24 protein-coding genes and 1 pseudogene are annotated in these 23,355 nt (G+C 66.1%); 12 read left to right on the plus strand and 13 right to left on the minus strand.

Annotated features, from left to right (window positions below; translation table 11 throughout):
* Together ACX80M_RS19435 and ACX80M_RS19440 are read left to right on the plus strand one after the other, a co-directional pair.
* A pseudogene (locus tag ACX80M_RS19435) lies at nucleotides 1-185 on the plus strand (NAD(P)-dependent oxidoreductase); the annotation flags it as partial.
* 15 nt (nucleotides 186-200) lie between these two features.
* Complete coding sequence (locus ACX80M_RS19440; RefSeq protein ID WP_252610565.1) at nucleotides 201-1,232, plus strand: aldo/keto reductase; 1,032 nt, start codon at nucleotides 201-203, stop codon at nucleotides 1,230-1,232.
* Nucleotides 1,233-1,313: 81 nt separating this feature from the next.
* On the opposite strand, the gene ACX80M_RS19445 is transcribed toward ACX80M_RS19440, so the two are convergent.
* Nucleotides 1,314-2,480, minus strand: a complete 1,167-nt coding sequence (locus tag ACX80M_RS19445) for an acetate kinase (protein WP_459310212.1) — start codon at nucleotides 2,478-2,480, stop codon at nucleotides 1,314-1,316.
* A gap of 150 nt (nucleotides 2,481-2,630) precedes the next feature.
* Between ACX80M_RS19445 and ACX80M_RS19450 the strand changes: the two genes are divergently transcribed.
* The 3 genes from ACX80M_RS19450 (at nucleotide 2,631) to ACX80M_RS19460 (ending at nucleotide 4,294) form a co-directional block, all read left to right on the plus strand.
* Nucleotides 2,631-3,746 carry a GTP-binding protein gene (locus tag ACX80M_RS19450; protein ID WP_459310213.1) on the plus strand — a complete coding sequence of 372 codons (1,116 nt, stop codon included), beginning with the start codon at nucleotides 2,631-2,633 and terminating at the stop codon, nucleotides 3,744-3,746.
* A 71-nt stretch (nucleotides 3,747-3,817) separates the two neighbouring features.
* Nucleotides 3,818-3,940, plus strand: coding sequence for a type B 50S ribosomal protein L36 (gene ykgO, locus ACX80M_RS19455; protein WP_058931424.1), 123 nt, complete (start codon nucleotides 3,818-3,820; stop codon nucleotides 3,938-3,940).
* A 96-nt stretch (nucleotides 3,941-4,036) separates the two neighbouring features.
* Nucleotides 4,037-4,294: a hypothetical protein gene (locus ACX80M_RS19460; protein WP_252614605.1), complete on the plus strand. Its 258-nt coding sequence runs from the start codon at nucleotides 4,037-4,039 to the stop codon at nucleotides 4,292-4,294.
* A 103-nt stretch (nucleotides 4,295-4,397) separates the two neighbouring features.
* On the opposite strand, the gene pta is transcribed toward ACX80M_RS19460, so the two are convergent.
* Entirely contained in the window at nucleotides 4,398-6,476 is a 2,079-nt protein-coding gene (pta, locus tag ACX80M_RS19465; RefSeq protein WP_252610574.1) for a phosphate acetyltransferase, read from the minus strand.
* A 165-nt stretch (nucleotides 6,477-6,641) separates the two neighbouring features.
* Between pta and ACX80M_RS19470 the strand changes: the two genes are divergently transcribed.
* The 3 genes from ACX80M_RS19470 to ACX80M_RS19480 all read left to right on the plus strand — a co-directional run bounded on the left by ACX80M_RS19470 (nucleotide 6,642) and on the right by ACX80M_RS19480 (nucleotide 9,176).
* A complete protein-coding gene (locus ACX80M_RS19470; RefSeq protein ID WP_252610576.1) occupies nucleotides 6,642-7,127 on the plus strand; it encodes a hotdog fold thioesterase in 486 nt (161 codons plus the stop codon).
* A 6-nt stretch (nucleotides 7,128-7,133) separates the two neighbouring features.
* Nucleotides 7,134-8,498 (plus strand): phenylacetate--CoA ligase PaaK, encoded by a 1,365-nt coding sequence (gene paaK / locus ACX80M_RS19475; RefSeq protein WP_459310214.1) that lies wholly within the window; start codon nucleotides 7,134-7,136, stop codon nucleotides 8,496-8,498.
* Nucleotides 8,499-8,570: 72 nt separating this feature from the next.
* Nucleotides 8,571-9,176 (plus strand): TetR/AcrR family transcriptional regulator, encoded by a 606-nt coding sequence (locus tag ACX80M_RS19480; RefSeq protein WP_459310215.1) that lies wholly within the window; start codon nucleotides 8,571-8,573, stop codon nucleotides 9,174-9,176.
* A gap of 39 nt (nucleotides 9,177-9,215) precedes the next feature.
* Here the strand turns inward: ACX80M_RS19480 and ACX80M_RS19485 are convergent, their stop codons facing one another.
* Together ACX80M_RS19485 and paaZ are read right to left on the minus strand one after the other, a co-directional pair.
* Nucleotides 9,216-9,623 (minus strand): VOC family protein, encoded by a 408-nt coding sequence (locus tag ACX80M_RS19485; RefSeq protein WP_248758955.1) that lies wholly within the window; start codon nucleotides 9,621-9,623, stop codon nucleotides 9,216-9,218.
* A 155-nt stretch (nucleotides 9,624-9,778) separates the two neighbouring features.
* Entirely contained in the window at nucleotides 9,779-11,881 is a 2,103-nt protein-coding gene (paaZ, locus tag ACX80M_RS19490) for a phenylacetic acid degradation bifunctional protein PaaZ (protein WP_459310216.1), read from the minus strand.
* A 235-nt stretch (nucleotides 11,882-12,116) separates the two neighbouring features.
* On the opposite strand from paaZ, the gene ACX80M_RS19495 reads away from it, so the two are divergent.
* Complete coding sequence (locus tag ACX80M_RS19495) at nucleotides 12,117-12,470, plus strand: PaaI family thioesterase (protein ID WP_240484404.1); 354 nt, start codon at nucleotides 12,117-12,119, stop codon at nucleotides 12,468-12,470.
* A gap of 72 nt (nucleotides 12,471-12,542) precedes the next feature.
* Here ACX80M_RS19495 and ACX80M_RS19500 read toward each other — a convergent pair whose 3' ends face one another.
* The 3 genes from ACX80M_RS19500 to ACX80M_RS19510 form a co-directional block, all read right to left on the minus strand.
* Nucleotides 12,543-14,975 carry a S1 family peptidase gene (locus ACX80M_RS19500; protein ID WP_459310217.1) on the minus strand — a complete coding sequence of 811 codons (2,433 nt, stop codon included), beginning with the start codon at nucleotides 14,973-14,975 and terminating at the stop codon, nucleotides 12,543-12,545.
* Between the two features lie 283 nt (nucleotides 14,976-15,258).
* Entirely contained in the window at nucleotides 15,259-15,507 is a 249-nt protein-coding gene (locus ACX80M_RS19505; protein WP_459310218.1) for a hypothetical protein, read from the minus strand.
* The gene (locus ACX80M_RS19510; RefSeq protein WP_459310219.1) at nucleotides 15,504-16,196 is read right to left on the minus strand and encodes a tyrosine-protein phosphatase; all 693 of its coding nucleotides are present in this window, start codon (nucleotides 16,194-16,196) and stop codon (nucleotides 15,504-15,506) included. Before ACX80M_RS19510 ends, ACX80M_RS19505 begins: the two co-directional genes overlap by 4 nt.
* A 214-nt stretch (nucleotides 16,197-16,410) precedes the next feature.
* On the opposite strand from ACX80M_RS19510, the gene ACX80M_RS19515 reads away from it, so the two are divergent.
* Nucleotides 16,411-17,172: an SGNH/GDSL hydrolase family protein gene (locus tag ACX80M_RS19515; protein WP_459310220.1), complete on the plus strand. Its 762-nt coding sequence runs from the start codon at nucleotides 16,411-16,413 to the stop codon at nucleotides 17,170-17,172.
* A 25-nt stretch (nucleotides 17,173-17,197) separates the two neighbouring features.
* Here the strand turns inward: ACX80M_RS19515 and ACX80M_RS19520 are convergent, their stop codons facing one another.
* The 6 genes from ACX80M_RS19520 to ACX80M_RS19545 all read right to left on the minus strand — a co-directional run bounded on the left by ACX80M_RS19520 (nucleotide 17,198) and on the right by ACX80M_RS19545 (nucleotide 21,921).
* A complete protein-coding gene (locus ACX80M_RS19520; RefSeq protein WP_459310221.1) occupies nucleotides 17,198-17,806 on the minus strand; it encodes a GNAT family N-acetyltransferase in 609 nt (202 codons plus the stop codon).
* Between the two features lie 9 nt (nucleotides 17,807-17,815).
* Nucleotides 17,816-18,676: a 3-hydroxyacyl-CoA dehydrogenase family protein gene (locus tag ACX80M_RS19525; protein ID WP_459310222.1), complete on the minus strand. Its 861-nt coding sequence runs from the start codon at nucleotides 18,674-18,676 to the stop codon at nucleotides 17,816-17,818.
* Entirely contained in the window at nucleotides 18,673-19,497 is an 825-nt protein-coding gene (locus ACX80M_RS19530; RefSeq protein WP_459310223.1) for an enoyl-CoA hydratase/isomerase family protein, read from the minus strand. The genes ACX80M_RS19525 and ACX80M_RS19530 overlap by 4 nt, the downstream gene beginning before the upstream one ends.
* On the minus strand, nucleotides 19,497-20,708 hold the full coding sequence (locus ACX80M_RS19535) for a thiolase family protein (RefSeq protein ID WP_459310224.1): 1,212 nt from the start codon (nucleotides 20,706-20,708) through the stop codon (nucleotides 19,497-19,499). Before ACX80M_RS19535 ends, ACX80M_RS19530 begins: the two co-directional genes overlap by 1 nt.
* Nucleotides 20,709-20,800: 92 nt before the next feature.
* Nucleotides 20,801-21,463, minus strand: a complete 663-nt coding sequence (locus tag ACX80M_RS19540) for a pentapeptide repeat-containing protein (RefSeq protein ID WP_252610597.1) — start codon at nucleotides 21,461-21,463, stop codon at nucleotides 20,801-20,803.
* The gene (locus ACX80M_RS19545) at nucleotides 21,463-21,921 is read right to left on the minus strand and encodes an SRPBCC family protein (protein WP_252610599.1); all 459 of its coding nucleotides are present in this window, start codon (nucleotides 21,919-21,921) and stop codon (nucleotides 21,463-21,465) included. The genes ACX80M_RS19540 and ACX80M_RS19545 overlap by 1 nt, the downstream gene beginning before the upstream one ends.
* A 134-nt stretch (nucleotides 21,922-22,055) precedes the next feature.
* On the opposite strand from ACX80M_RS19545, the gene ACX80M_RS19550 reads away from it, so the two are divergent.
* On the plus strand, nucleotides 22,056-22,229 hold the full coding sequence (locus ACX80M_RS19550; RefSeq protein ID WP_104060426.1) for a CsbD family protein: 174 nt from the start codon (nucleotides 22,056-22,058) through the stop codon (nucleotides 22,227-22,229).
* Nucleotides 22,230-22,444: 215 nt separating this feature from the next.
* Nucleotides 22,445-23,203 carry a dienelactone hydrolase family protein gene (locus tag ACX80M_RS19555; RefSeq protein WP_104060427.1) on the plus strand — a complete coding sequence of 253 codons (759 nt, stop codon included), beginning with the start codon at nucleotides 22,445-22,447 and terminating at the stop codon, nucleotides 23,201-23,203.
* Nucleotides 23,204-23,355 lie beyond the last annotated feature (152 nt).

Below are 23,355 nucleotides of genomic sequence, written 5' to 3' on the forward strand. Positions count from 1 at the left end.
CTGTCATGACGCGTTCCAGCGCCAGCCTCGCCGCGGAGGTGTTCCCCAACGTCACCGTCACCAAGGAACTGGGCGAACACGAGACCATGCTGTCGATCGACAAAGCCCGGCGCCTGTTGGGATTCGAGCCTGAACACACGTGGCGGACCTACCACTCCAACAAGACCACCCCCACCGAAAACTGACCCCCGAGGAGCACCATGCAATACCGAACCCTGGGCCACAGCGGCGCCGTGGTTTCCGCTTATGCGCTGGGAACCATGACCTTCGGTGCCGAAGCCACCGAAGACGCATCCCATGCCATCCTGGACAGCTACTTCGACGCCGGCGGCAACTTCATCGACACCGCGGACGTTTACAGCGCCGGAGCCTCGGAAGAGATCATCGGCCGCTGGCTGGCCCAGCGGCCGGAAGCCAAGGACCGCGTGGTGCTCGCCACCAAGGGCCGCTTTCCGATGGGAACGGCCCCAAACGACGTCGGCACCTCCCGCCGCCGCCTGACCCGAGCGTTGGACAGTTCCCTCCGCCGACTGGGCGTGGAACAGATCGACCTTTACCAGCTGCACGCGTGGGACCCCATCACTCCGCTGGAGGAGACGCTCCGGTTTCTGGACGACGCCGTCAGCAGCGGCAAGATCGCCTACTACGGTTTCTCCAATTTCCTCGGCTGGCAGCTGACCAAGGCGGTCCACGTTGCCCGGGCGAACGGCTGGAACCCTCCGGTGACCCTGCAGCCCCAGTACAGCCTGTTGGTACGCGAGATCGAAGCGGAGATCGTCCCGGCAGCCATGGACGCCGGGATCGGCCTGCTGCCGTGGTCCCCGTTGGGCGGCGGCTGGCTATCGGGCAAGTACAAACGGGACCAGCCTCCTTCAGGTGCCACGCGGCTTGGCGAGAACCCCGAACGCGGCATGGAGGCCTGGAAGGCTCGCAATGACAATCCCCGCACCTGGGCCGTTATCGCGGCCGTAGAAGACATCGCCGCTGCCCACGACGTGAGCCACTCCCAGGTGGCGCTGGCATGGCTGGCCGACCGGCCGGCGGTCACGTCCGTGATCCTGGGTGCCCGGACCACGGAGCAGCTCGTGGACAACCTTGCCGCGGCAGACCTGCAGCTCACCCCGGACGAAACCGACCAGCTAACGCAGGCCAGTCAGCCTCAAATCGGGGTCTATCCGTACGGTCCGATGGCCCAGGAGCAGCGCAGCCGCAAGATCGAAGGGGGACGGTAGCGCCGGGCATCCGGCAAGACCTCGAAGCCGTTTCACCGTCGATTGCTCCGTAACCGCCGTTTTCAGGGCCCAAAAGGGCCGCTACGGAGCAACCGATGAGAGGACGACGGCTGCAGTTGCCTCCGCGATGGCCAGTTCCTCGTCGGTGGGCACCACCAACACCGGGATGACGGACGCAGCCGTGGAAATCACCCGCGGTTCCTTGGACCGCTCACTGTTCAGGCCGGCGTCGAGCTCTATGCCCAGCGCATGCAGCCTGTCAGTCACCAGCGCGCGGAACTGGTGGGAGTTTTCGCCGATCCCCGCCGTGAACACGAGCGCCTTGGCGCCGCCGACGGCCACATGATATCCGCCGATGTACTTGGCCAGCCGGTAGGACGTGACCGCGAGCGCCATCGTAGCCTTGGCGTCGCCGGCCTCTGACGCCTCCACCACCGAGCGCATGTCGTTGTTCCCGGCGAGCCCCTTCAGCCCCGATTCGCGGTTGAGCATGGTGTCGATGTCCTCCGGTGTCCACCCGTTCCGGCCGAGGAATACCAGGATGGACGGATCGAGGTCGCCTGAGCGGGTGCCCATCACCAGGCCCTCCAGCGGGGTGAAGCCCATGGACGTGTCCACCGAATGACCGCGGCGGATGGCCGTGACGGAGGCGCCGTTCCCCAGGTGGGCGATCACGCCGTCGAACTCGTCCACGGGAAGATCCAGCAGCGCGGCGGCGCGGTGCGTGACGTACTCGTGCGAGGTGCCGTGGAAGCCGTAGCGGCGGATGCCGTGGTTCGTGTAGAGCTCGTCCGGGACGGCGTAGCGCCAGGCGTGCTCGGGCAGGGTGCGGTGGAAAGCGGTGTCGAACACGGCCACCTGCGGCAGGTCCGGCCATTTCCTGCTGATGGCTCGGATGCCCAGGACATTGGCGGGATTGTGCAGCGGCGCCAGCGGGTTGAGGCGCTCAATGGCGCGGGTGATCTCGTTGTCGATCAGCACCGGCTCGGCGAACCGCTCGCCGCCGTGCACCACCCGGTGGCCCACGGCCGCGAGCTCGAGGTCCGCGAGCTCGGCATGGATCGCGGCATCCACCTGTTCCAGCGCCTCCGCATGGTCCCGGGGGCCCTCGATTTCGCCGTCGCCATCACCGCCGTTGCCCATGCCAATCTTCTCGATCAGCCCTTCGGTCAGCACAATCCCGGCGGCCACGTCACGGACCTGGTACTTGAGCGAGGACGAACCGGAATTGATGACGAGCACAAGCATGGGGGCCTCCTGAAGCCTTGGTGCCGCGGGGCACAGCTGACGAGGGGTGTGCCGGAGCCTGGCGCAGCGCTCCTTGGGATCCACTCTATAAGTTGCCCTCCTGGGTACGTTGGCTTGTAAATGATAATGATTCTCATTAGAGTAATCGGCATGCATATCACTGTGATCAGCTCCCTGGACGCCCTGTGCTGCCAGCAAGCCTGCCAAGACGCGGCCGCGGCCAATCCCGGCGCCGTGGTGGTTCTGCACGACCTGTTGGAGAACGGCGTGGTCATCCGCAGGATCTCCAGCCAGTCCGGGCTTGTGGAGCGCGCCGAGACGCAGCTGGAACACGGCTGCCTGAGCTGCACCGTGCGGCTGGACCTCGTGCCCACCATCGAGCGGCTGCTGGAACGCGGGGAGACCCAGGCCATCATCGGGCTCCCTCCGGCCGTGTCCGCGGAGGCCGCGATCGGAGCCCTGCGGCGTGGCCTTTCCCTCCCGGTAACGATTGCTTCCGCTGTCCTTGCCTGCGCCCCTGACACGCTGGAGGACCACATTTGGGACCATCACACCCTGTTTGAGTCCGGGTTCACGCCGGTCCCGGAGGACCAGCGCACTGCTGGTGAATTCCTCATCGGCGAGCTGTCGTTCAATGACACCGTCCTGCTGGCGGAGGTGGACCTGTTTCCGGCCGACCCCGCCTTGCGTGTTCGCGGCGTGCAACTGGTCAGGGAACTGGCCCCTCACGCTGACGTGGCGGAAAACGCCCGCCTCATCCGCCCAGGCCGCCACAACTACCACGACGCGCTGAGCCGGACGGTCCCCGGTTCGGTGCGGATCCCGGCGTCGTCCTCCATCTCACCGTTCACCACTGTCACGCACCGGGCCCAGCGTCCGCTGCACCCTGAGCGGTTCCGGCACGCCCTGGCGTCCCTCGCGGAGGGCTGCTGCTGGTTGCGGGGCCGCCTGTGGATCGCCGCCGCACCGCAGTGCCGGATCGCCATCCAGGGCATCGGGCCGCGTGTGTGGCTCGAAAATACCGGACCGTGGTTGGCAGACCAGGAGGCCGGTGCGGCGCCCGATCCCCTCAACCATGTGGACGCCCACCTGGACTGGCATCCGGAACACGGGGACCGCGGAAGCGTGCTGGCCGCGACCGGAGAGGACATGGACCCGGCGGAAATTGCGCAGCTGCTCTCCGCCTGCGAACTCACCGACGCGGAAATGGAGGCCGGGTTCGCCGGTCTGACCGACCCGTTCCAGCTCGACCCCGCTCCGTCCTGACGGCCCCGGCCGCACACTGCACCTACCCGCAACCGTCAAAACCGCTATTAATACATACAAGGAGCAAGCCCATGAAAGTCAGAAATTCCCTCCGCGCCCTGAAGAAGGTTCCCGGCGCCCAGATCGTCCGACGCCGGGGCCGCACCTTTGTGATCAACAAGAAGAATCCTCGGATGAAGGCCCGTCAGGGCTGAGGCTGCAGACCGGCTCACCCCGCGCCTGCCGTTGCGTCAGCCGCGGCAGGCGCCTAGAGTCGGCGGACACGTTGCACTACGCAGAGAGGGACTTTCATGCCGAACGACACCACTCAGCCCGACAACACCGAGCCCGGGACCGCAGAACCCGCCCCCGGCGCCAAGGACCCTACCGGCGTCGAGGGTTCCAACCCGGCCCTGGACGATACCGGAAGCCCCAAAGCCGAAGAGGTGGGCGAGGCCGCTGAGCCGCCCGAAGATCTGCAAAACCTGGACCTCACGCCCCTAGGACTCTCCGATGAGCCGGCCAAGGAGGAAGACCCGGACAGCATGGCCAAGCCGGAAAACAGCTAAGCCAGCGAGCCGGTATGGGCGACGGCGGCACCCAACCCGGTGCCGCCGTCGGACGTTTGAGCCTGTAAAGCTCCTAACCTCAACGCGGGGTCACTCGCCGTTACTACGAGGCCGGCACCTGCGCCTGGATGGCCGTGATGGCCACCGTGTTCACGATGTCCTCCACGGTGCAGCCGCGCGAGAGGTCGTTGACCGGCTTGCGCAGGCCCTGCAGGACGGGCCCGACGGCGACCGCGCCCGAGCTCTGCTGCACCGCCTTGTACGTGTTGTTGCCGGTGTTCAGGTCGGGGAAGATGAACACCGTCGCCTGCCCTGCCACCGACGAGCCCGGCATTTTGGAGGCCGCGATGGAGGCGTCCACGGCGGCGTCGTACTGGATGGGGCCTTCGACGGCGAGATCCGGGCGGCGTTCACGCACCAGTTCGGTGGCCTGCCGGACTTCGTCCACGGCCTCGCCGGAACCCGAGCCGCCGGTGGAGTAGGACAGCATGGCCACGCGCGGCTCCACCCCGAACTGCGCGGCGGTTTCGGCCGAGGCGAGGGCGATGTCCGCGAGCTGCTCCACGTTGGGATCGGGGTTCACGGCGCAGTCGCCATAGACCAGCACCCGGTCCGGCATAAGCATCAGGAACACCGAGGACACGATCTTCACGCCGTCGCGCGTTTTGACGAACTCGAGCGCCGGGCGGATGGTGTGCGCGGTGGTGTGCGCGGCGCCGGACACCATGCCGTCCACCACTCCGAGCTGGACCATCATGGTGCCGAAGTAGCTGCCGTCCTGCATGATTTCCAGGGCCTTGGGCAGGTCCACGCCCTTGTGGGCGCGAAGTTCGGCGTACTTCTCCGCGAACCCCTGCCGCAGTTCCGAGGTGGCCGGGTCCACGATGTTGATCCCCGCGAGGTCGACGCCGTTGGCCGCTGCCAGCTCCCGGACCTGCGAATCCGGTCCCAGCAGGGTGAGATCGCAAACGTCGCGGCGGTGCAGGATTTCGGCGGCCAGCAGGATCCGGACGTCCGTTCCCTCCGGCAGCACCACGTGGCGGCGCTGACCCCTGGCCCGTTCGATCAGGTCGTGCAGGAAGCGCAGCGGGGTCATCCGTTCCGGGCGCGGCAGGTGGAGGCGCTCCACCAGTTCGGCCTCGTCCACGCGCTTTGACCACAGGCCCAGGGCCGAGGCCACCTTGCGGCGGTGCCCGGACCAGATCTCGCTGCGGACCTCGGAGACCCGCTTGGCCGTGGTGTAGGTGTCCTGGCTGGCGGCAAACACCGGGAACGGCGCTTGCGCCAGGAGCGGGTAGATGTTGGCGTCCGGGGCCAGCCCACCGGTCAGGATCAGCGCCGACGGCACGGGGAATTCCGGCGAGAACGACGACGCCAGGCAGGCCACCATCACGTCCGCGCGGTCGCCGGGAACGATCACCAGGGCACCCTCGTCCAGCACGTTCAGGAAGTTGCCCACATTCATGGCCGCCACCTTGATGTCACGGACGTCGCGTTCCATGTCCGCAAGGCCGGCGATCTGCCGCACACCCAGCGCCGCAGCAACCTCGCCGGTGGTGGGCCGGGCGATCTCCTCCAGCTCCGGCAGGACATACACCGGCCGGTTGGATGCGCCGGGCTTCACGGCGGCCGCGATCTCCTCCACTAAGTCCGGGTCCGCGCGGTTCACCATGATGGCCAGCAGCGTGCACTTTTCCGCCACCAGTTCCTTGCGGGCAACCTCGACGGCGGCCGCGGCCTCGGCGACGCTGAGCCCCTTTGCGCCCACCACGGCAACCACCGGCGCGGCCAGGTTGTTGGCCAGCCGGGCGTTGAGGTCAAATTCGACGGCGGCGTCCTGGCCGGTGAGGTCCGTCCCCTCCACGATCACCACGTCGCAATGCCTGGCGATCTCGGCGAAGATCTCCACGCAGCGCGCATCGATGTCGGCGCGTTTTCCCTCTGCCAGGAGGGCACGCACTTCGGTGGACGTCAGGCCGCCACGGCAACGGTCGTCGTCGAGCGCGAAGCGTGATTTCATCAGCGCCACCATGGGGTCGCTGGCGGCATCAGGGCCGTGGACCACCGGTTTAAAGAAGCCGATCCGGTCCGCGTGCCGGTGGAGCGTGTCCGCCAGGCCCAGGGCCACGAGCGATTTGCCCGACCCCGGGGTGGTCGCGCTGACGTAGATGCCTTTGGCCATGGTCCGCCCTTTGCTGTGCGTGGTGCCGGTCCCTCCATCCTTGCACTTCCGTGCCGGGGGTCCCACCGATCAGGGGTACCCACAGACCGGTCTGCCCTTGACACCGGACCCGCATCTGGGATTACCTAATGAACATTCGGTAAATAAAGCTGGAGGCAATGACGCATGGCTGAAGCAGCACTCTCCGGGGCCACCCACCCCATCCTGGAAAACGACTACGCCTCCGAATGGATGGGCATCGAAGTCCTCGCCGTCAGCGACGGGCACGCCACCATCCGCATGACGCTCCGGCAGGAAATGCTCAACGGGTTCGGTATGGCCCACGGCGGAATGATCTTCGCCTTCGCCGATTCCGCGTTCGCCCTTGCCTGCAATCCGGTCAATCCCACCCCCGAAGAGGCCGACAGCATCACAGTTGCCGCCGGCGTCGACATCAATTTCCTGAAGCCCGCCTACCGCGGCCAGGTGATCACCGCCGTCGCGGACCGCCGATCCAGCTCAGGGCGCAGCGGGCTGTACGACATCCAGATTTTCGCGGCCGATGCCGATACGCAGCCCGGTGCGCAGGCCGATTCGTTACCCAGCTCCGGCAACCCTGGGGAACTCATCGCCGAGTTCCGCGGACGCAGCCGCACCATTCCCAAGAAGTAGGAAACCATGACCCTCCACGCCCCCGAAACCCCCATGCCGCAGTCCACGTCCCAGGGCACAGATCCCATTCTGGACCGCGAGGAAACCATCTCCCGCGACGAGGTCGAGGCCCTCCAGCTCACCCGCCTGCAGCACACCGTGGCCTACGCCTACGACCGCGTGCCGCTCTACAAACGCAAATTCGACGACGCCGGCATCCACCCCGCCGACCTCCGCGAACTCAGCGACCTCGGCAACTTCCCCTTCACCACCAAGGAAGACCTGCGCGCCGAGTACCCGTTCGGCATGTTCGCCGTGCCGCAGAGCGAAGTAGCCCGCGTGCACGCAAGTTCGGGCACCACAGGCCGGCCCACCGTCGTCGGGTACACCAAGCAGGACCTGGCCGACTGGGCCAAACTGGTGGCGCGCTGCCTCCGCGCGTCAGGCGTCCGGCCCGGCATGAAGGTCCACAACGCCTACGGTTACGGCCTGTTCACCGGCGGCCTGGGCGCGCACGCCGGCGCTGAAGCACTGGGCTGCACCGTCATCCCGATGTCCGGCGGGCAGACCGAACGCCAGATCCAGCTCATCCAGGACTTCCAGCCGGACGCCATCCTGGCCACGCCCACGTACCTGCTCACCATCGCCGACGCCATGGCCCACATGGGTATCGACCCGACGTCGACCTCGCTCAAGTACGCAGTCCTGGGCGCCGAACCGTGGACGCAGGAGATGCGGCACGAACTCGAAGGCACCATGAACATCAAGGCCTGCGACATCTACGGCCTGTCCGAAGTGATGGGCCCGGGCGTCGCCGGCGAGGCCGTGGAAACCCAGGACGGCAGCCACATCTGGGAGGACCACTTCCGCCCCGAAATCATCGACGCCTTCAACCCTGTCGTGGGCAAGGAAAACGTCCTGCGCGACGGCGAACACGGCGAGCTCGTGTTCACGTCGCTCACCAAGGAAGCGTTGCCGATCATCCGCTACCGCACCAAGGACCTCACCCGCCTCCTGCCCGGCACCGCCCGCCCCGCACACCGCAGGATGGGCCGCATCACCGGCCGCAGCGACGACATGATCATCCTCCGCGGCGTGAACCTGTTCCCGTCCCAGATCGAGGAAATTGCGCTGCGCATCCCCGAGCTCAGCCCGCACTTCCAGCTCGAACTCACCCGCCCCGAAGGCCAGCGGATGGACCAGCTGACGGTCAAGATCGAACGCCGGGACGCGGTGACAGTTGAGCAGGGTACGACGGCGGCGCGCACCCTGCAGGAGCAGATCAAGATCCACGTCGGTTCTTCGTGCGCCGTTGACGTGGTGGAGCCGGGTTCACTGGAGCGGTCAAACGGCAAGCTGCGCCGGATCTACGACCTGCGCCCCAAGGCATAGCGCGAACGGACACTTGAGGCCCGGGCTGCGCCGCTACAGGGATTACCGAACGTTCGTGGGAAAATAGCCGGTATGCCCACTACAGCAGCCCCCAGCAAGCGCGGCCGTCCCGGTTACGACCAGCAGTCGGTGCTGCTCATCGCCGTCGACGTCTTCAACCGGCACGGCTATGACGCCACGTCCATGGGCATCCTGGCCGAGAACCTGGGCATCTCGAAATCGGCCATCTACCACCACGTGCCGTCCAAGGGAGACCTCCTGAGGCTCGCCCTGGACCATGCGCTCGGTGGCCTGGAATCAATCCTCGAACAGCCCGGGGCGCAAAGCGGCGCCGCGGACGCACGGCTGGAATTTGTCCTGCGTCAGACCGTGGCCGTCCTGGTGGAGCGGCTGCCGTTTGTCACGCTGCTCCTACGGTTGCGGGGCAACACTGACATTGAGCGCGACGCCCTGGAACGCCGTCGCGCGTTTGATCACGAGGTGGCCGCCCTGATTTCCGCAGCCCGCGACGAAGGCTCGCTGCGCCAGGACATCGATCCGCGCACCGTCACGCGCCTGCTGTTCGGCACCATCAACTCAATCGTGGAATGGTACAAACCGGGCGGCTCCCTCACGCCGGAAAAACTGGCCGACGACGTCATCACCATCGCGTTCGACGGGCTCCACGCGCAGCACTAGGGAATGCTGCGGCCTGCTGAGTGCGACCTGCTGAGGCGGTCAGAGCTGGTATTCGGCCTGCATGCCCAACGTCTCGTGAACGCAGAGGATGTTGTGCTCCGTGTCCATGAACCAGGCGCATTTCTCGGAGTCCGTGGTGCAGATGTGGTTCTCGGTCTTCAGGTTGGGCAGGTCGTAATCCTGGAAACGGACGCCCCTGGCCTCCATGTCCTGCACGATCCGCTCAATGTTTCGCACCTCAAAACTAAGGGCGGTGTGCTCGGAGTGCTTCCCGTCCGAGACCGGCAACAACTGCAGCATCGGGCCGCCGTCGCTACCGAGTAATTCGCTTCCATTGTCTGTCATTCCGCGGTGCGGGAGGCCCAGTTTTTCGGTGTAGAAACTGCGGGCGCGCGCTGCGTCATCGACGGGCAGGATGGTTGTGGCTGTGTTCAGGGCTAGGTTCATTTGGCCACCTCCTACGGTGCAAATTTTACGCCACGGCAACCCGGAAAGATCCAAACGCTCTCTCACATAATGCGGGAAAACCCCCGACGCTCTCTCACCAGTGCGAGAGCGTCGCCGGAAACCGTACATTAAGTGAGAGAGCGTCCGGGGTGGGGCTACTTTTCGACGAGGGTGAGGACGTCGTAGGTGGCCACGATCTCGTCGTTCTGGTTGGTCAGGAGCGCGTCCCAGGCCACCTCGCCGTACTCGTCGGTTTCGCGCGGCGTGATCTTCTTGGCCGTCAGGGTGACCCGGATGGAATCCCCGGCAGCCACAGGCGTGATGAAGCGGAGGTTCTCCAGGCCGTAGTTGGCCAGGACCGGGCCCGGCGCCGGTTCCACGAACAGCCCGGCGGCCCAGCTCAGCAGCAGGTATCCGTGTGCCACGATGCCCGGGAAGAACGGGTTGGCTTCGGCCGCTTCCTGGTTGGTGTGGGCATAGAAGATGTCGCCGGTGGAGTTGGCGAACGCGGTGATGTCCGCCAGGGACACTTGACGCAGGTCGGACCGGACGGCGTCGCCGATCCGCAACGAAGCCAGCGACTTCCGAAACGGGTGCGTTCCCTCGGTCTCCACGGTAAAGTTCCGGTCCGCCCCGGTGTGCCAGAGGCCGGTGACGGCGGTGAGCATGTTGGGCGAGCCCTGGATGGCGGTGCGCTGCATGTGGTGCATTACCGAGCGGATGCCGCCCAGCTCCTCACCGCCGCCGGCGCGGCCCGGCCCGCCGTGGACCAAGTGCGGCACCGGCGAACCGTGGCCGGTGGAGCTGCGGGCGTCCTCGCGGTTGAGCATCAGGACACGGCCGTGGTGGGCGGCGATCCCGGTGACGAGTTCGCGGGCTACGGCAGGATCGTTAGTGCACACCGATGCCACGAGGGAGCCGCCGCCCCGGGCGGCGAGGCGGACGGCGTCGGGCAGGTCCTTGTATCCGATCACGGAGGCTACCGGGCCGAACGCCTCCAGCGAGTGGATCGCGTCAGCTTCCGCGTCGGCCCAGCTCAGCACCACCGGCGACATAAAGGCTCCAGCACCCACCACGCCCGTGGCGCCGCCGGCAGAGGTGACCGACGGCGAATCCAGCGTCCCGTACGCGAGCTCACCGCCGGCGTCGAGCATTGACTGCACCGCTGCGCGGACGTCCGCGAGCTGCTCGAGCGAAGCCAAAGCGCCCATGGTGACGCCGTCGGCGCGGGGATCCCCCAGCACCACCCGCTCATCCACGCGCTTTCCGATCGCGGCGATCACCGCCGGCACCAGCTCCTGCGGGACGATGGCGCGGCGGATGGACGTGCACTTCTGGCCCGCCTTGACCGTCATTTCGGTGACCACTGACTTGATGAAAGCGTCGAATTCCGGGGTGCCCTCCACCGCGTCGGGCCCCAGGATGGCGGCGTTGAGGGAGTCCGTTTCGGACGTGAACCGGACGCCGCCCTGCACTACGTTGGGGTGGGATTTCAGGGACAGCGCGGTGGACGCGGAGCCGGTGAAAGCCACCAGGTCACGGTAGTCCAACACGTCCAGAAGGCCGCGGACGGAGCCGGAAATCAGCTGCAGCGAGCCCTTCGGCAGGATGTTGGATTCGATGATCGCCTTCACCACGGCCGCGGCCACATACCCGGTGGGGGTGGCCGGCTTGACGATGGTGGGGACCCCGGCGATGAATGCTGGCGCGAGTTTCTCCAGCATGCCCCAGACCGGGAAGTTGAACGCGTTGATCTGCACGGCGACGCCGGGGATGCGCGTGTAGATGTGCTCGGCCACGAACGAACCGTCCTTGGACAGCACCTCCATGGGACCGTCCACCACTACCTGCGAATTGGGCAGCTCGCGCCGGCCCTTGGAGCCGAACGTGAAGAGGACGCCGATGCCGCCGTCGATGTCAATCATCGAGTCGATCTTGGTGGCACCGGTCTGGGCCGAAAAAGTATAAAAGTGCTCGCGCCGGGCGTTCAGGTACTGCGCCAGCTCCTTGAGCTTGAGCGCGCGCTGGTGGAAGGTCAGCTTGCCCAGTTCCGTCTGTCCCGTGGTGCGGCCGTAATCCACGACGGCGGCAAGGTCCAGGCCGTCGGTGCTCACCTTGGCCAGGACTTCTCCGGTGCTCGCATCCCGCACGAGGACAGCGGACGCTGCCGAACCGGCGTCGGGAGTCCACCAGGAATCCTGCACAAAACTGGGAACGGTCTGGACGGTGTCGACTGTGGTTTCTGCAGTGGTGGTCATCGTTGACGGGTCCTTCCAAGGCGGGGACAAAACGCGGCCAGGGCTTTACTGACCGTCCGTTCGGTAATATGTCTACAGTACATGACTGTGCCGTGCCGCACACTGGAAGTTCAGCCTCGCCAAAAGGAGACCCATGACCGCACTATCCCCCGACGCCGCTGAGCCGGACACCACCACGGGCGCCACGCCGGGCGCCACTCCGTGGAAGATCGTCCTCGGCGAGCTCGACGAGAAGATGGGCGTGAAAATCCTGGAGGAATCGGTCGAGCGCGTGGTGGCGACGATGCCTGTGGAGGGGAACAGGCAGTCCTTCGGGTTGCTGCATGGCGGCGCGTCCCTGGCGGTGGGCGAGGCTGTGGGCTCCTGGGCGGCCGTGATCCACGCCAGCACGTTGGGGAAAACTGCCGTGGGCGTGGACGTCTCCGCGACGCACCACCGCTCCGCGCGCGAGGGTCAGATCACCATCACCGCCACGCCCATCTACCTCGGCGGCACGCTGACCACGCACGAGGTCCTGATCACCAACGACGCCGGCCAGCGCCTCTGCACCCTGCGCATCACCAACCTGCTGATGAAGCCGAAGAAGTAGCCCTCCCCACTCTCTGGTTGCTCTATCACTTAACGTCGCCATTCCACGCTGATGACGACGTTAAGTGATAGATCAACTTGAGGTGGGGCGCTGCCGCTTCCGCCGCCGCTTCGCCAACACCAGGAACACACCGCCGACGGCGATCGCACCAGCCGCCAGGCCGGCGAACAGAATCAGCCCGGAGGCGCCGGTGTTGGCCAGGTTAGCGGCCCGGCTGTCACCCAGCGGACGTACGACGGCGGCGCTGTTGCCTGACGTCGCTGGCTCACCGGTCGCGGCTGGTACCTGAGCCGGAGGTGCGGATTGCGCTGGTTCGGCCGGAGCCGGGGCGTCAATGACAAACGTCGCAACGGCCGGGACAGAAGCGATCCCATCAACAGCCTCCGTCACAGACAACGTATGTGTACCAAGGGCCAAGCCGGCCGGGAACGGCACGCTCCATGCTCCGTCAACTACCAGCAACAGCGGAGTTACGGTACGAGCCACAGACCTCGACCCGGTTTCGCCCCCCGCTGTTGCACCGGACAGGGGAATGCCATCAATGGACACCGTCACCTCTGCGCCGTTAACGCCGCTTCCTGAAATGCTTTCCGGCAGAGTGTCTTGCTGTAGGTGTAGCCCGTTAGAGATGCTGGAAATGATTGGAGCCGGCGGGGTTACCGTAAAGGTTGCAGTGGTCGCAGGGCTGTCGGTTATCCCCGGGGACGACATCACAGCCGTCGCTTTCACCGTCCCGAAGACTGGCCGGCCTATCAGGGGAACCGACCAGTTGCCGTCCAGGTCGACGGTTCCCGCGCCCGCGACGTCGCCGGACAGTGTCACAGTGGCTCCGGGCGCTCCCGTACCAGTAAGGCTCGTCAACGCCGGCAACGGTGCGGCCGCCGGCGTCGTGATTGTCGGGGTGGAAAGGGGCGACGGAGCCACGACGACTGTCAATGACACGGCACCCGAGCGGCTGAAACCGTTGATAGTTTCCGCTGAGAAGGTCAAAGGGCCCACTGGAAACGGCGCGGTGAAGGACCAGTTGCCTGCGGCGTCCACAGGCACTTCGAGTGACTGCTGGCCAGCCAGCGTAACGCGGACCTTCGAATTAGCGGCCACGGAAGAGGCCGGGGCAGCGGGAACACGCCCAGTGACGCTGGTCCCGGCAGCGAATGTCAGGTTCGCGGCTGCAACGAGTTCGGGCTTGTTGAGGAACAGTTGAAGCTGCACTCCCCCAGGGATCGTGGCCATGGAGTCCTCGAGGGTGGCGGCAATGGCCAGGGTCTGCGTCCCGTTCAGCATCTCGGCTCCGGTATGGGTGCCTACAGCAAAGTTGCCGCTTATCCATGGGCCGCCGGAGTCGCCGCCGGCTGACTTTACAGACGACGAATCGAAGGCGCGGACGGCGCGGAGGTCGGTGCCTGTGCCGTCCTGCAGGTAGACGTTGTTCCGTCCCGGCATCATCCAGATGCCGACTGCATCAACGGTGCCGCACTTCCACCCCGTGGTGCGCCCGGACCGGCACACCTCCTGGCCCTGGAACGGCGCCGTCGTTCCGATGATCTTGACCGGATCCGGGGTCCTGGGGTTGCCCCACGTGGTGGCGGCCGGCTGAAGGTTGAGCCCGGGCGTGATGGCCTGGATGACAGCGATATCGGTCCCGACACTGGATCCGTCCGCTGTTGCTGTCGAGTTGTTTGGGCCACCGAACTGGCTGAACCCGAAACTGCCGAGCGAGGCGAGCGGTCGCGTCAGCGGAGTAGTGGACCCGCCAGCCGGCGCAGAGGTCAGCGGCTCGATGCCGGCAGCCTTGGCTAGGCCGTCTTCCGTGCAGTGTCCGGCGGTCAGGACCAGCGGCAGCCCGGTGGGGCTGAACGCGCCAAAGCCCGCCGAGCAGATGGCCAGGTTGTCAGCGAAGTATCCCTGTCCGCCGAAGATGTCGTCCTCGGTTTTGACGGCGGCGCCTTTTTCCAGCTGAACATTGGCGTAGCGCGCCACGAACTGCGCGGGGGTCAACTTGCCGGGATCGGCGGACCCCGGTGCGGACGCCTCCGCGGCGGGCTGGCTGTCCTGGGTTGCCGAGACCTCTGATTCCGGGGTGTTGACGGAACCTGTACGGATAACAAAGTGCCCGTCCGTGTAGGCGACTGCCTGGAGCCCTTTGGTTCCCACGTCACGAACATAGGCCTGGAACAGCTGATCAATGTTCCCCGCGACCAACTCGGGCTCCACTACAGCGGGAACCGACGGGACTGCGGTGGGTACAGGAGGCGTGGCAGCCGCCGTTTCGGGAACCGGCGTTGCCGCAACTGGAGTTGGAGGGGACACCAACACGAAGTCGACGGGGCCGGGCTGGTTCAACTCATCCACCCTGGCCTGCAGGGCGGAGCCTGCCCCTTCAACCATGATTTCGCCAGCCTGCAGGCGGATGCCAACATAGCCAGGGAGCGCACGCAAGGAATCCGCAGCGTCAGCTGCCCGCCGGCCAAGCTCCCCGGCCGCATTGAATTCCGCCAAGCTCATGCCGAGATCCCGACGGACCGCTTCGGAGAGGCCTGCGGCGGAGGGGCCCCCTGCCAGAACGCCTCCCGCCGGATCTCCAGAATCCAAAACTCCGGCACCGCTGAGGTGAGCGGCACCAACCCCGGAACCACCCGCCGTCGGGCTTTCCGAAACCGCAGGCGGCTCAACGGCCGGCTGTTCAGTCGCCCAGGCCGGCACGGCCCCGAGCCCCACGGAAAGTGCCACTCCGGCAGCCGCTGCTGCTGCAAATACGCGTTTCAAACTGTGTGCCGTCGCTTTCGTTCTATTCATCTGTATCGCTCCGCCGTGCCATATACGCGGCGACAACCGCGGCCAGGCACAAAACTGCCCCGCCCACCATGAGGAAGATCTGGCCCGGGAGCCACTCGCCGTCGACGGTCCCGTCGCCGAGCCCGAAGTTCTCCTCCATAGTCCCGAAATCTGAAGCGAGGACGGCCCAGAACGGCCCGGCCACAAGCATCACCACTCCCGCCACCGCGAGCGACGCCGCCACATACTTCATGGAATTCATGGCGCCACCCGGCTGCCGAGCAGGCTTGAGACCGCCTCTAGTTCGACCTCGGACAGGCCGTTGCGCAGCAGGAAGGTGCGTGTGTCCAGCTCCCGGACAAACTCCACCACGGCCCGGCCGCGCCGCTCCAGCAGGGGTGTCAGTTCAGCGTCGTCGATGTAGCGTTCGCCAGCATGGGGCGGGCCGTGCGTCCGGAAGCGTTCGTTGATGCCTCGGGCGGCTTTGGCGTAGCCGTCCGCAATGAGCTGGTCCGGGTCGCCGGCGAGGTCCTGCAGCATTGCCGCGACCATGCCGCTCCGGTCCCGGCCCGCAGCGCAATGGACGAGGACGGCGCCCGTGGCTGCACCGACAGCGCGGAATACGTCCACGAACTTCTTCGGGTAGAGCAGGACGTTGTGCAGATAATGGGCAGGATCGTTGAGGTACGGCCCGCAGACGGCGGTGAACCGCGGATCGTCGGGTTCTTCCGTGGGTGCCGAGACGATCCTGACGCCGGACCAGGCCGCTTCGGCCACGGCAGGGTCGGTGTCCCGGCGCCGCGATTCACGGGAGTGACGGAGATCTACCACGGTGCGGACGCCGTCGTCGTGCGCCTGCCGCCAACCTGCCTCGGTGAGCCATTCGCGGCGGCCCATCCGGTAAACGCGGCCGGCAACGTGCCAGGCATTCACGGCTCCGTCCCAGCTCACGGCTCCCTCTGTCGTCTCCACCCGGACAGCTAACCACACAGCCGCCACTGCCCGCACGCGATGGGGGCGTAGTGGGGCAGGTAACCTCGCGGGAAGTCGAGTACTCCAGGCCGGTGACGGGCCTGTGCTTGAGGCGTAGGTTGACTGTTCGATGACAGCTTCAGCAGTACGACGGCGACGCTCGGCTTTTGCAGCAGGCCTCGCCACCATGGCAATGGCCTTGGGCTTCACGGCCATTCCGGCCGAAGCGGCGGCGCCGCCCCAAACCGACTATGTGGCGCTGGGTGATTCCTACGCCGCCGGGCAAGGCGCGGCACCGTATACGGACCGGACGTGTTTTGTGAGCCGAAAGGGGTATCCGGTCATTGCGGACAACTTGAAGGGTGTACAGCTGACCGCGAATGCAGCCTGCTCCGGGTACACGATTGGGGCAGTTGCCAGCAATCTGCCAGCCAGCGTCGCCGGCGCCGAAGTAGTCACCATTACGGTCGGCGGCAATGACCTCGACGCAACGGGCTTGTTGGCCACCTGCTTCGCAGTTCCGGATGCATGTCCGGGAGCTGCTGCAGTTCGGGAAGCAGTGCTTCGGGACGCAATTGTGAACCCCAGCTCAAACGCACTCGTGCAAGGCTTGGCTGGCCTTAGCCAAGCGGTCCGTGCCCAGGCCTCTGACGCACGAATTGTGTTTACCGGCTATCCGATGCTGTTTGATCCTGCGTTTCCGGATCCCCGAGCAGGCGTGGTCAATCAACTGACTGCTGGGCTGAACGATGTAATCCGCTTGAGCGCCATGAGAAGTGGCGCCGAATACGTCGATGTGGCAACGGCCTTCGCAGGCCATGGCATTGGCTCAGCCGAGCCTTGGATCAACTTCAATGCCGCCAACATCCTGGCTCCCGCCAACTTCCACCCCAACGGAGAGGGCTATCGGCACGGCTACTATGCATCACTGGTCGGCAAGCTGACCGGGCAGTAACCACGCCCCGCTCGCCAAGCACCCGTCACGCGTGCTTGGCGAGTCTGTGCTCCAGCCCGTTCCGTACCATCGGCCACTCGTGCTCCAGGATAGAGAACACCACGGTGTCACGCAGGACGCCGTCGCTGGTCCGGCGGTGGCTGCGCAGCACGCCGTCCTGCTTCGCACCGAGCCTCGCGATGGCCTCCCTGGACTGGTGGTTCAGCCAGTGCGTACAAAACTCCACAGCCACGCAGCCCAGGGTTTCGAACGCGTGCCGCAACAGCAGCAGCTTGGAGTCAGGGTTGGTGCCGGTGCCGTGGACCGACACGGCGTTCCACGTGTAACCGACCTCCACACGGGGCGTGCCAGCGTCGATATTGCAGTAAGTGGTCATGCCGATGATCCGGCCAGGGCCGCCGGTGGCAGGATCGATCAGCCGAGTGGTGAACGGCAGCATGGACCCCTGCTCCTGCATCGCCAGCCTGCCGTCGATCTCCGCCGCCATCCCGTCCGGCGCCGGGACAGACGTGTACCAGAGCTTCCACAGCTCGCCATCCTGTGCGGCCGCCACCAGGCCGTCATGGTGATCGCGCTTCAGCGGCTCAAGAATCACGTGCCGGCCGGTCAGGGTGATGGGTTCAAAGAGGGTCACCCGGAAATCCTACTCAGCCCAGTCGAAGAATCCCTTGCCGGTCTTCCGCCCAAGCTCTCCGCGGGCCACTTTATCCTTGAGGATCTGCGGCGGCGCGAACCGCTCCCCCAGCGTGGAATGCAGGTACTCGGCGATGCCCAACCGCACGTCCAGGCCCACAATGTCCGTGGTTCTCAGCGGGCCGGTGGGGTGCTTGTAGCCGAGGACCATGGCGGCGTCGATGTCGGCCGGGGACGCCACCCCCTCCTCCACCATGCGCATCGCCTCCAGCGCGATGGCCACGCCCAGCCGTGACGAGGCAAAGCCCGGTGCGTCATGGACGACGACGGCGGTCTTGCCGAGTGCCTCGACCCACCGTTTCGCCGCCTCAGCCAGGTCCGGGGACGTCTGCTCGCCGAGCACCACTTCGATGAGGGTGGAGGCGGGGACGGGGTTGAAGAAGTGCAGGCCGAGGAAGTTCTGCGGCCGCTTGAGTTCGCGGGCCAGTCCGTTGACGGACAGGGACGACGTGTTGGAGGCCAGGTAGGCGTCATCGGCCAGGCGCTCCTCGATGCCGCGGAGCGAGGTGACCTTCAGGCCCCACTCTTCGGGGACGGCCTCGACCACCAGCTGGCGGTCCTTGAAGTCGTCATAATCCACCGTGACAGCGAGCCGCGACACCATCTCATCAAGGTTGGCGTCGGTGGCTCCGCGTTCGATGCTCTTGGCGGCGGCGGATTCCACGCGTTCCCGAGCGGCTTCGGCGGACGCTTCATCGCGTTCCACCACCAGGACGTCGGCCCCGTTGATGAGGAAGGCGTGGGCGATTCCCGCGCCCATGCGGCCGCCCCCGAGGACGCCGACTGTGGAGGGAAGGTTCGGGTTCGTCATGGTTTCTTCTTCTCTGATTTCTTGTCGAGAAACAACTGCATGCGGTCAAACTTGGCCTGGGATTCAAAAAGGATCCCCTGTGCCAGCTGGTCAATCAGAGGGTGGGCTTCGGCCGGGGCGTGGAAAACCGACTTGGTAATCCGCACGGCCAGCGGGTCCTGGCGGCCGATCCGGTCCGCCAGGTTGTGCGCGGCATCCATCAGGTCCGGTGCCTCGTGGATTTCGGTGATGAGGCTGGCAGCCAGGGCCCCCTCGGCCCGGAGCACCAGGCCCGCGAGCAGGATCTGCTTGGCCACCGGCTCCCCCACTAGCTCCTTGAGGCGCCAGCTGGCCCCGGCCGCAGCGAGGATCCCCAGCCCTGTTTCGGGGTTGCCGATCCGCACGCTGGGCGTTCCGATCCGGAAGTCGGCGGCGTAGGCGAGCTCGGCGCCGCCGCCCAGGCAGTAGCCGTCCAGCGCTGCAATGACCGGCATGGGTAGCTTCGCGATCCGCACGAAGATCGTGGAGTTAATGCCCTGCAAGGCATCATCGCGGCGCCGCTCGCGCAGCTGGGCGATGTCCGCACCCGAGGCAAAGACGCCGTCGACCCCTGAGATGATCAGGACTTTGGGATTCTGCTCCAGCGCAGCGCAGACCACGTGCAGTTCGTCCACCATCTGCTGGTCGATGGCATTCCGGACTTCCGGGCGGTTGAGGAGGACCACCACGCGGTCCTCGCGCTCCTCGACCAGGAGCGTGCGGAAGTCGCGGGTGCTCAAGTGTCCGTTCGCGCTGTCTGGAGAGGGGCTCAAGTGTCCGTTCGCGCTTTCCGGGGCGGGCATCAGATGCGCTCCAGCAGCATCGCGGTGCCCTGGCCCACGCCGACGCACATCGTAGCCAGGCCGATTTTGGCGTCCTCGCGTTCCATCCGGCCCAGCAGGGTGATGGCAATCCGTGATCCGCTGGAACCGAGCGGATGCCCCAGACTTATGGCGCCGCCGTCGTTATTCACCGTGTCCGGGTCCAGCCCGAGCCGGCGCATGCTCGCGAGCGACTGCGTGGCGAACGCTTCGTTAAGCTCGACGGCGCCCAGGTCACCCACGCTGAGCCCGCTCCGTGCGAGCACTTTCTGCGTCGCCGGGACCGGGCCGATGCCCATGATTTCGGGTTCGCAGCCGGCGGAGGCGCCGTCGACGATCCGGGCCCGCGGCGTCAGGCCCAGCCGTGCGATGGCGGCCTCGGACGCAACGATGATGGCCGAAGCGCCGTCGTTCAGCGTGGACGAGTTCCCGGCCGTGACCACGGAACCGCCCCGAACCACGGGGCGCAGCCCGGCGAGGACTTCCAGGGTGGTGCCGGCACGCGGTCCTTCATCGGTGTCCACCACGGTTTCGGCCTTGCGGGATTGGACCGTCACCGCGACGATCTCGTCCCTGAAGCGCCCTGCGGCAATAGCGGCGAGGGAACGCTCGTGGGAGCGGACCGCGAAGGCATCGGCGTCCTCGCGGGTGATGCCGTCCACGCGGGCCACTTCTTCCGCGGTTTCCGGCATGGAGTAGGTCATCTTGCCGTCGCGGGCGAGCCCGCCCTTCTGGAAGAGGGGGTTGACGAAGCGCCAGCCGATGGACGTATCGAAGATTTGTCCCGGTTTGGCGAACGCCGTTGCGGGTTTTTCCTGGGCCCACGGTGCCCGGCTCATGGACTCTACGCCGCCGGCGATCACCACGTCCGCGGTGCCGGACTTAATCATGTGGCTGGCCTGGATGATGGCGCTCAGCCCCGAGGCGCACAGCCGGTTGACCGTGATGCCGGGAATGTGGAGGGGAAGCCCGGCCAGCAGGACTGCCATCCGGGCCACGTTGCGGTTCTCCTCGCCAGCGCCGTTTGCGTTGCCCAGGATGACTTCCTCGACACTGTCCGGATCCAGCCCGGCACGGGTCACGGCCTCGCGGACCACCAGTGCAGCCAGATCATCCGGGCGGACCGCCGATAACGCACCGCCATACCTGCCCACGGGAGTGCGGACGCCGCCAACAAGAAAAGCCTCGACCATAAGAACAAATCCTTTACGCCAGGGAGCCGGAATCTTCGGGGCCGTCCAGTGACCGCCCTATTTACCGACCGTTCGTTCTATAAAGACTACACTCACAGGACAAGGACGCCGAGGTGCCCAGCCAGGAGTGGCGCCAGCAGGCTCAGCTGATAGTCGTCGATCACGACGCCGGCCAGGCTGCCGAGGCCGCTGATGGTCCGGAAATCCGTGCCGCGAAGATCAAAGTCCTTCAGCCGCGAGCCTGTGAGATCCAGGGTGCCGATGGTGCAGTTCTTGAGCGCCACGCGCGTCCCGGAGGCGGAACCGAGGTCCAGTTCGTTGATGATGCAGTCGCTGATGACAACGTCCGTCAGCTTGGACCCGCGCAGATTCAGGAAGTCCAGCTTGCCGCCGTCGATCCGGACCGACTGCCAGCCGGTCTCGTACAGCTCAGCGGAGCCCAGCCGGGGATTGTTCAGCTGCACGTCCCGCCACGTGGAGCGGGCGGCCCGGAACACCGGCGCGTACAGCTCGGACAGGATGCAGTCCCGGAACGTGGCCCCGCGGAGCTGGGTGTCATTGAAGGAGACGCCCTGGAACTCACACTCGGCAAAATCCGTGCCGCTCAGCTCCAGACCGTCGGCGACCGCCCGGCTGTACCGGACGCCGTCGTACCTTTCACCACGCTGGAAGTCCGGGGCCGGATCATCCGTGACATCCTCCAGGCTGACGGGCGAGAGCCGGGGAGCCGTTACCTTGGGGGGCTTTGCCGCCACTAGAGCGATTCCGCTTTGGCGGCGATTTCCGCCAGGTCCTTCGTGAGCGCCTTGCGTGTCATGCTCATGCCCAGCTTGCCGAAGAGAGTCATGCTGACCTTGCTGAGCAGGGTGGGCTTGACGACGTCGGCGCCGAAGGTCAGCGTCAGGTCCGTCCCGCCGTCGCGCTCGGCCAGGCTGAAGCGCGAGGTGTAGTCGGCACCGCCCTGGAGGGCCTTGACCGTGTTGCTGCGAGGAGGATCGGCCTGCGCCACCCACATCTCCACCGTTTCCGAGCGGCCCATCATGGTTCGCGTTTCCTTCCAGCGCGTCCCCTCGCCATAGGGCCCGTCGCTGAGCATCTGCACGGCGTCGATGCCGGACAGGGTGGAGGCGGAACCCGGGATGTCCGAGATGACCGCCCAGACCTTTTCCGGCGTGGCATGAATGTGCTGGGTCAGGCTTGTGCTGTGTTCCATGCATCGAGCCTAGTCGGGGGCGCTGACATTCGACAGGCCGCTGATATCGGAGGCCCCTTGAAATGGTAAGCATGCTTTGTGTTATTCTGAAACGGCATTGTTTGATCCCCTGAAAACGAAAGGCGGCCAGACTCATGGGCCTCGGAGACAAGATCAGTAACGAAGCAGAGCACCTGGGCGGCAAGGCCAAGGAAGCGACCGGCAACGCCACGGACAACGACAAACTCAAAGCCGAAGGCCAGGCGGACCAGGTCAAGGCTGACGCCAAGAAGGTCGGCGAAAACGTCAAGGACACCTTCAAGAACTAGTCCTCCCATATTCGAGCGGCGGCGGATTCCCATGGGGGATCCGCCGCCGTTCTCGTGTCCGCCGACCGCCATCCGTTGCTCCCCACCGACCCCCTCGCCTCGCAAGCTCGGCCAGGGAACCCTGCCGGCGTGGGCCCAGGCGCCCTTTTGACGCCCCAAAGGGCCCGTACGGAGCAGTCGATGGAGGGCTTGACGGCGGCGGCTACCCTTGGCCCATGACTTATGTGGACCTGAGTGCCCAGAGTGCCGCTGCCGGCGGTTCGCCTTCGCTCGGCGGATATCTCGCCACGCCATCCGGACCAGGTCCGTTTCCCGCGGTCCTGATGATCCACGAAGCCTTCGGCCTGAACGAACTCGTTCGCGGGCATGCAGACCGGATGGCCCGAGCCGGGTACCTGACGCTGGCGGTGGACCTGTTCAGCGACGGCGGCCCGCGCCGCTGCCTGGTCAGCACCATGCGGAGCATGCTCAGGGGAAGCGGCCGCGCGTTCACCGACCTCGCCACCGCCCGCTCCTGGCTGGCCACTTCGCCGCTGTCCACCGGCAAGACCGGGGTGATCGGGTTCTGCATGGGCGGAGGATTCGCGCTGCTGGTGGCCCGCGACGGCTTCGACGCGGCCTCGGTCAACTACGGCCGCCTGCCCGGCAATCTCGAGGAAAGCCTCCGCGGCGCCTGCCCCATCGTGGCCAACTTCGGCGGCCGGGACCTCACCCTTAAGGGCGCGGCCGGCAAGCTTGAGACCGCCCTGGACAACCTCGGCATCGAAAACAGCGTCAAGGAATTTCCCACTGCAGGCCACGCGTTCCTCAACGAAATCGACCTGGGCCCGGCGGTTTTCCGGCCGCTGATGCGGGTCATGGGCATCGGCCCTGACCCGGAGTCCTCCCCCGAAGCCTGGCAGCGGATCGAAGATCACTTCGCCCGGCACCTCAAGAGCGTGGACGCCAACCGACCCCCATCGGTTGCTCCGTAGGCGCCCTTTTGAGCGCTCAAAAGGGCGGTCACGGAGCAACCGATGGGGGTTTCGATGCTCCTATGGTTGTCAAGCGGCGTTTTGGAGGGTTTCGTGGCCTTGTTGGATCTTGATGAGGATGGGATGAATTTCGCGGCAGACGTAGCGTTTGA

Source organism: Pseudarthrobacter sp. MDT1-22 (assembly GCF_054511035.1).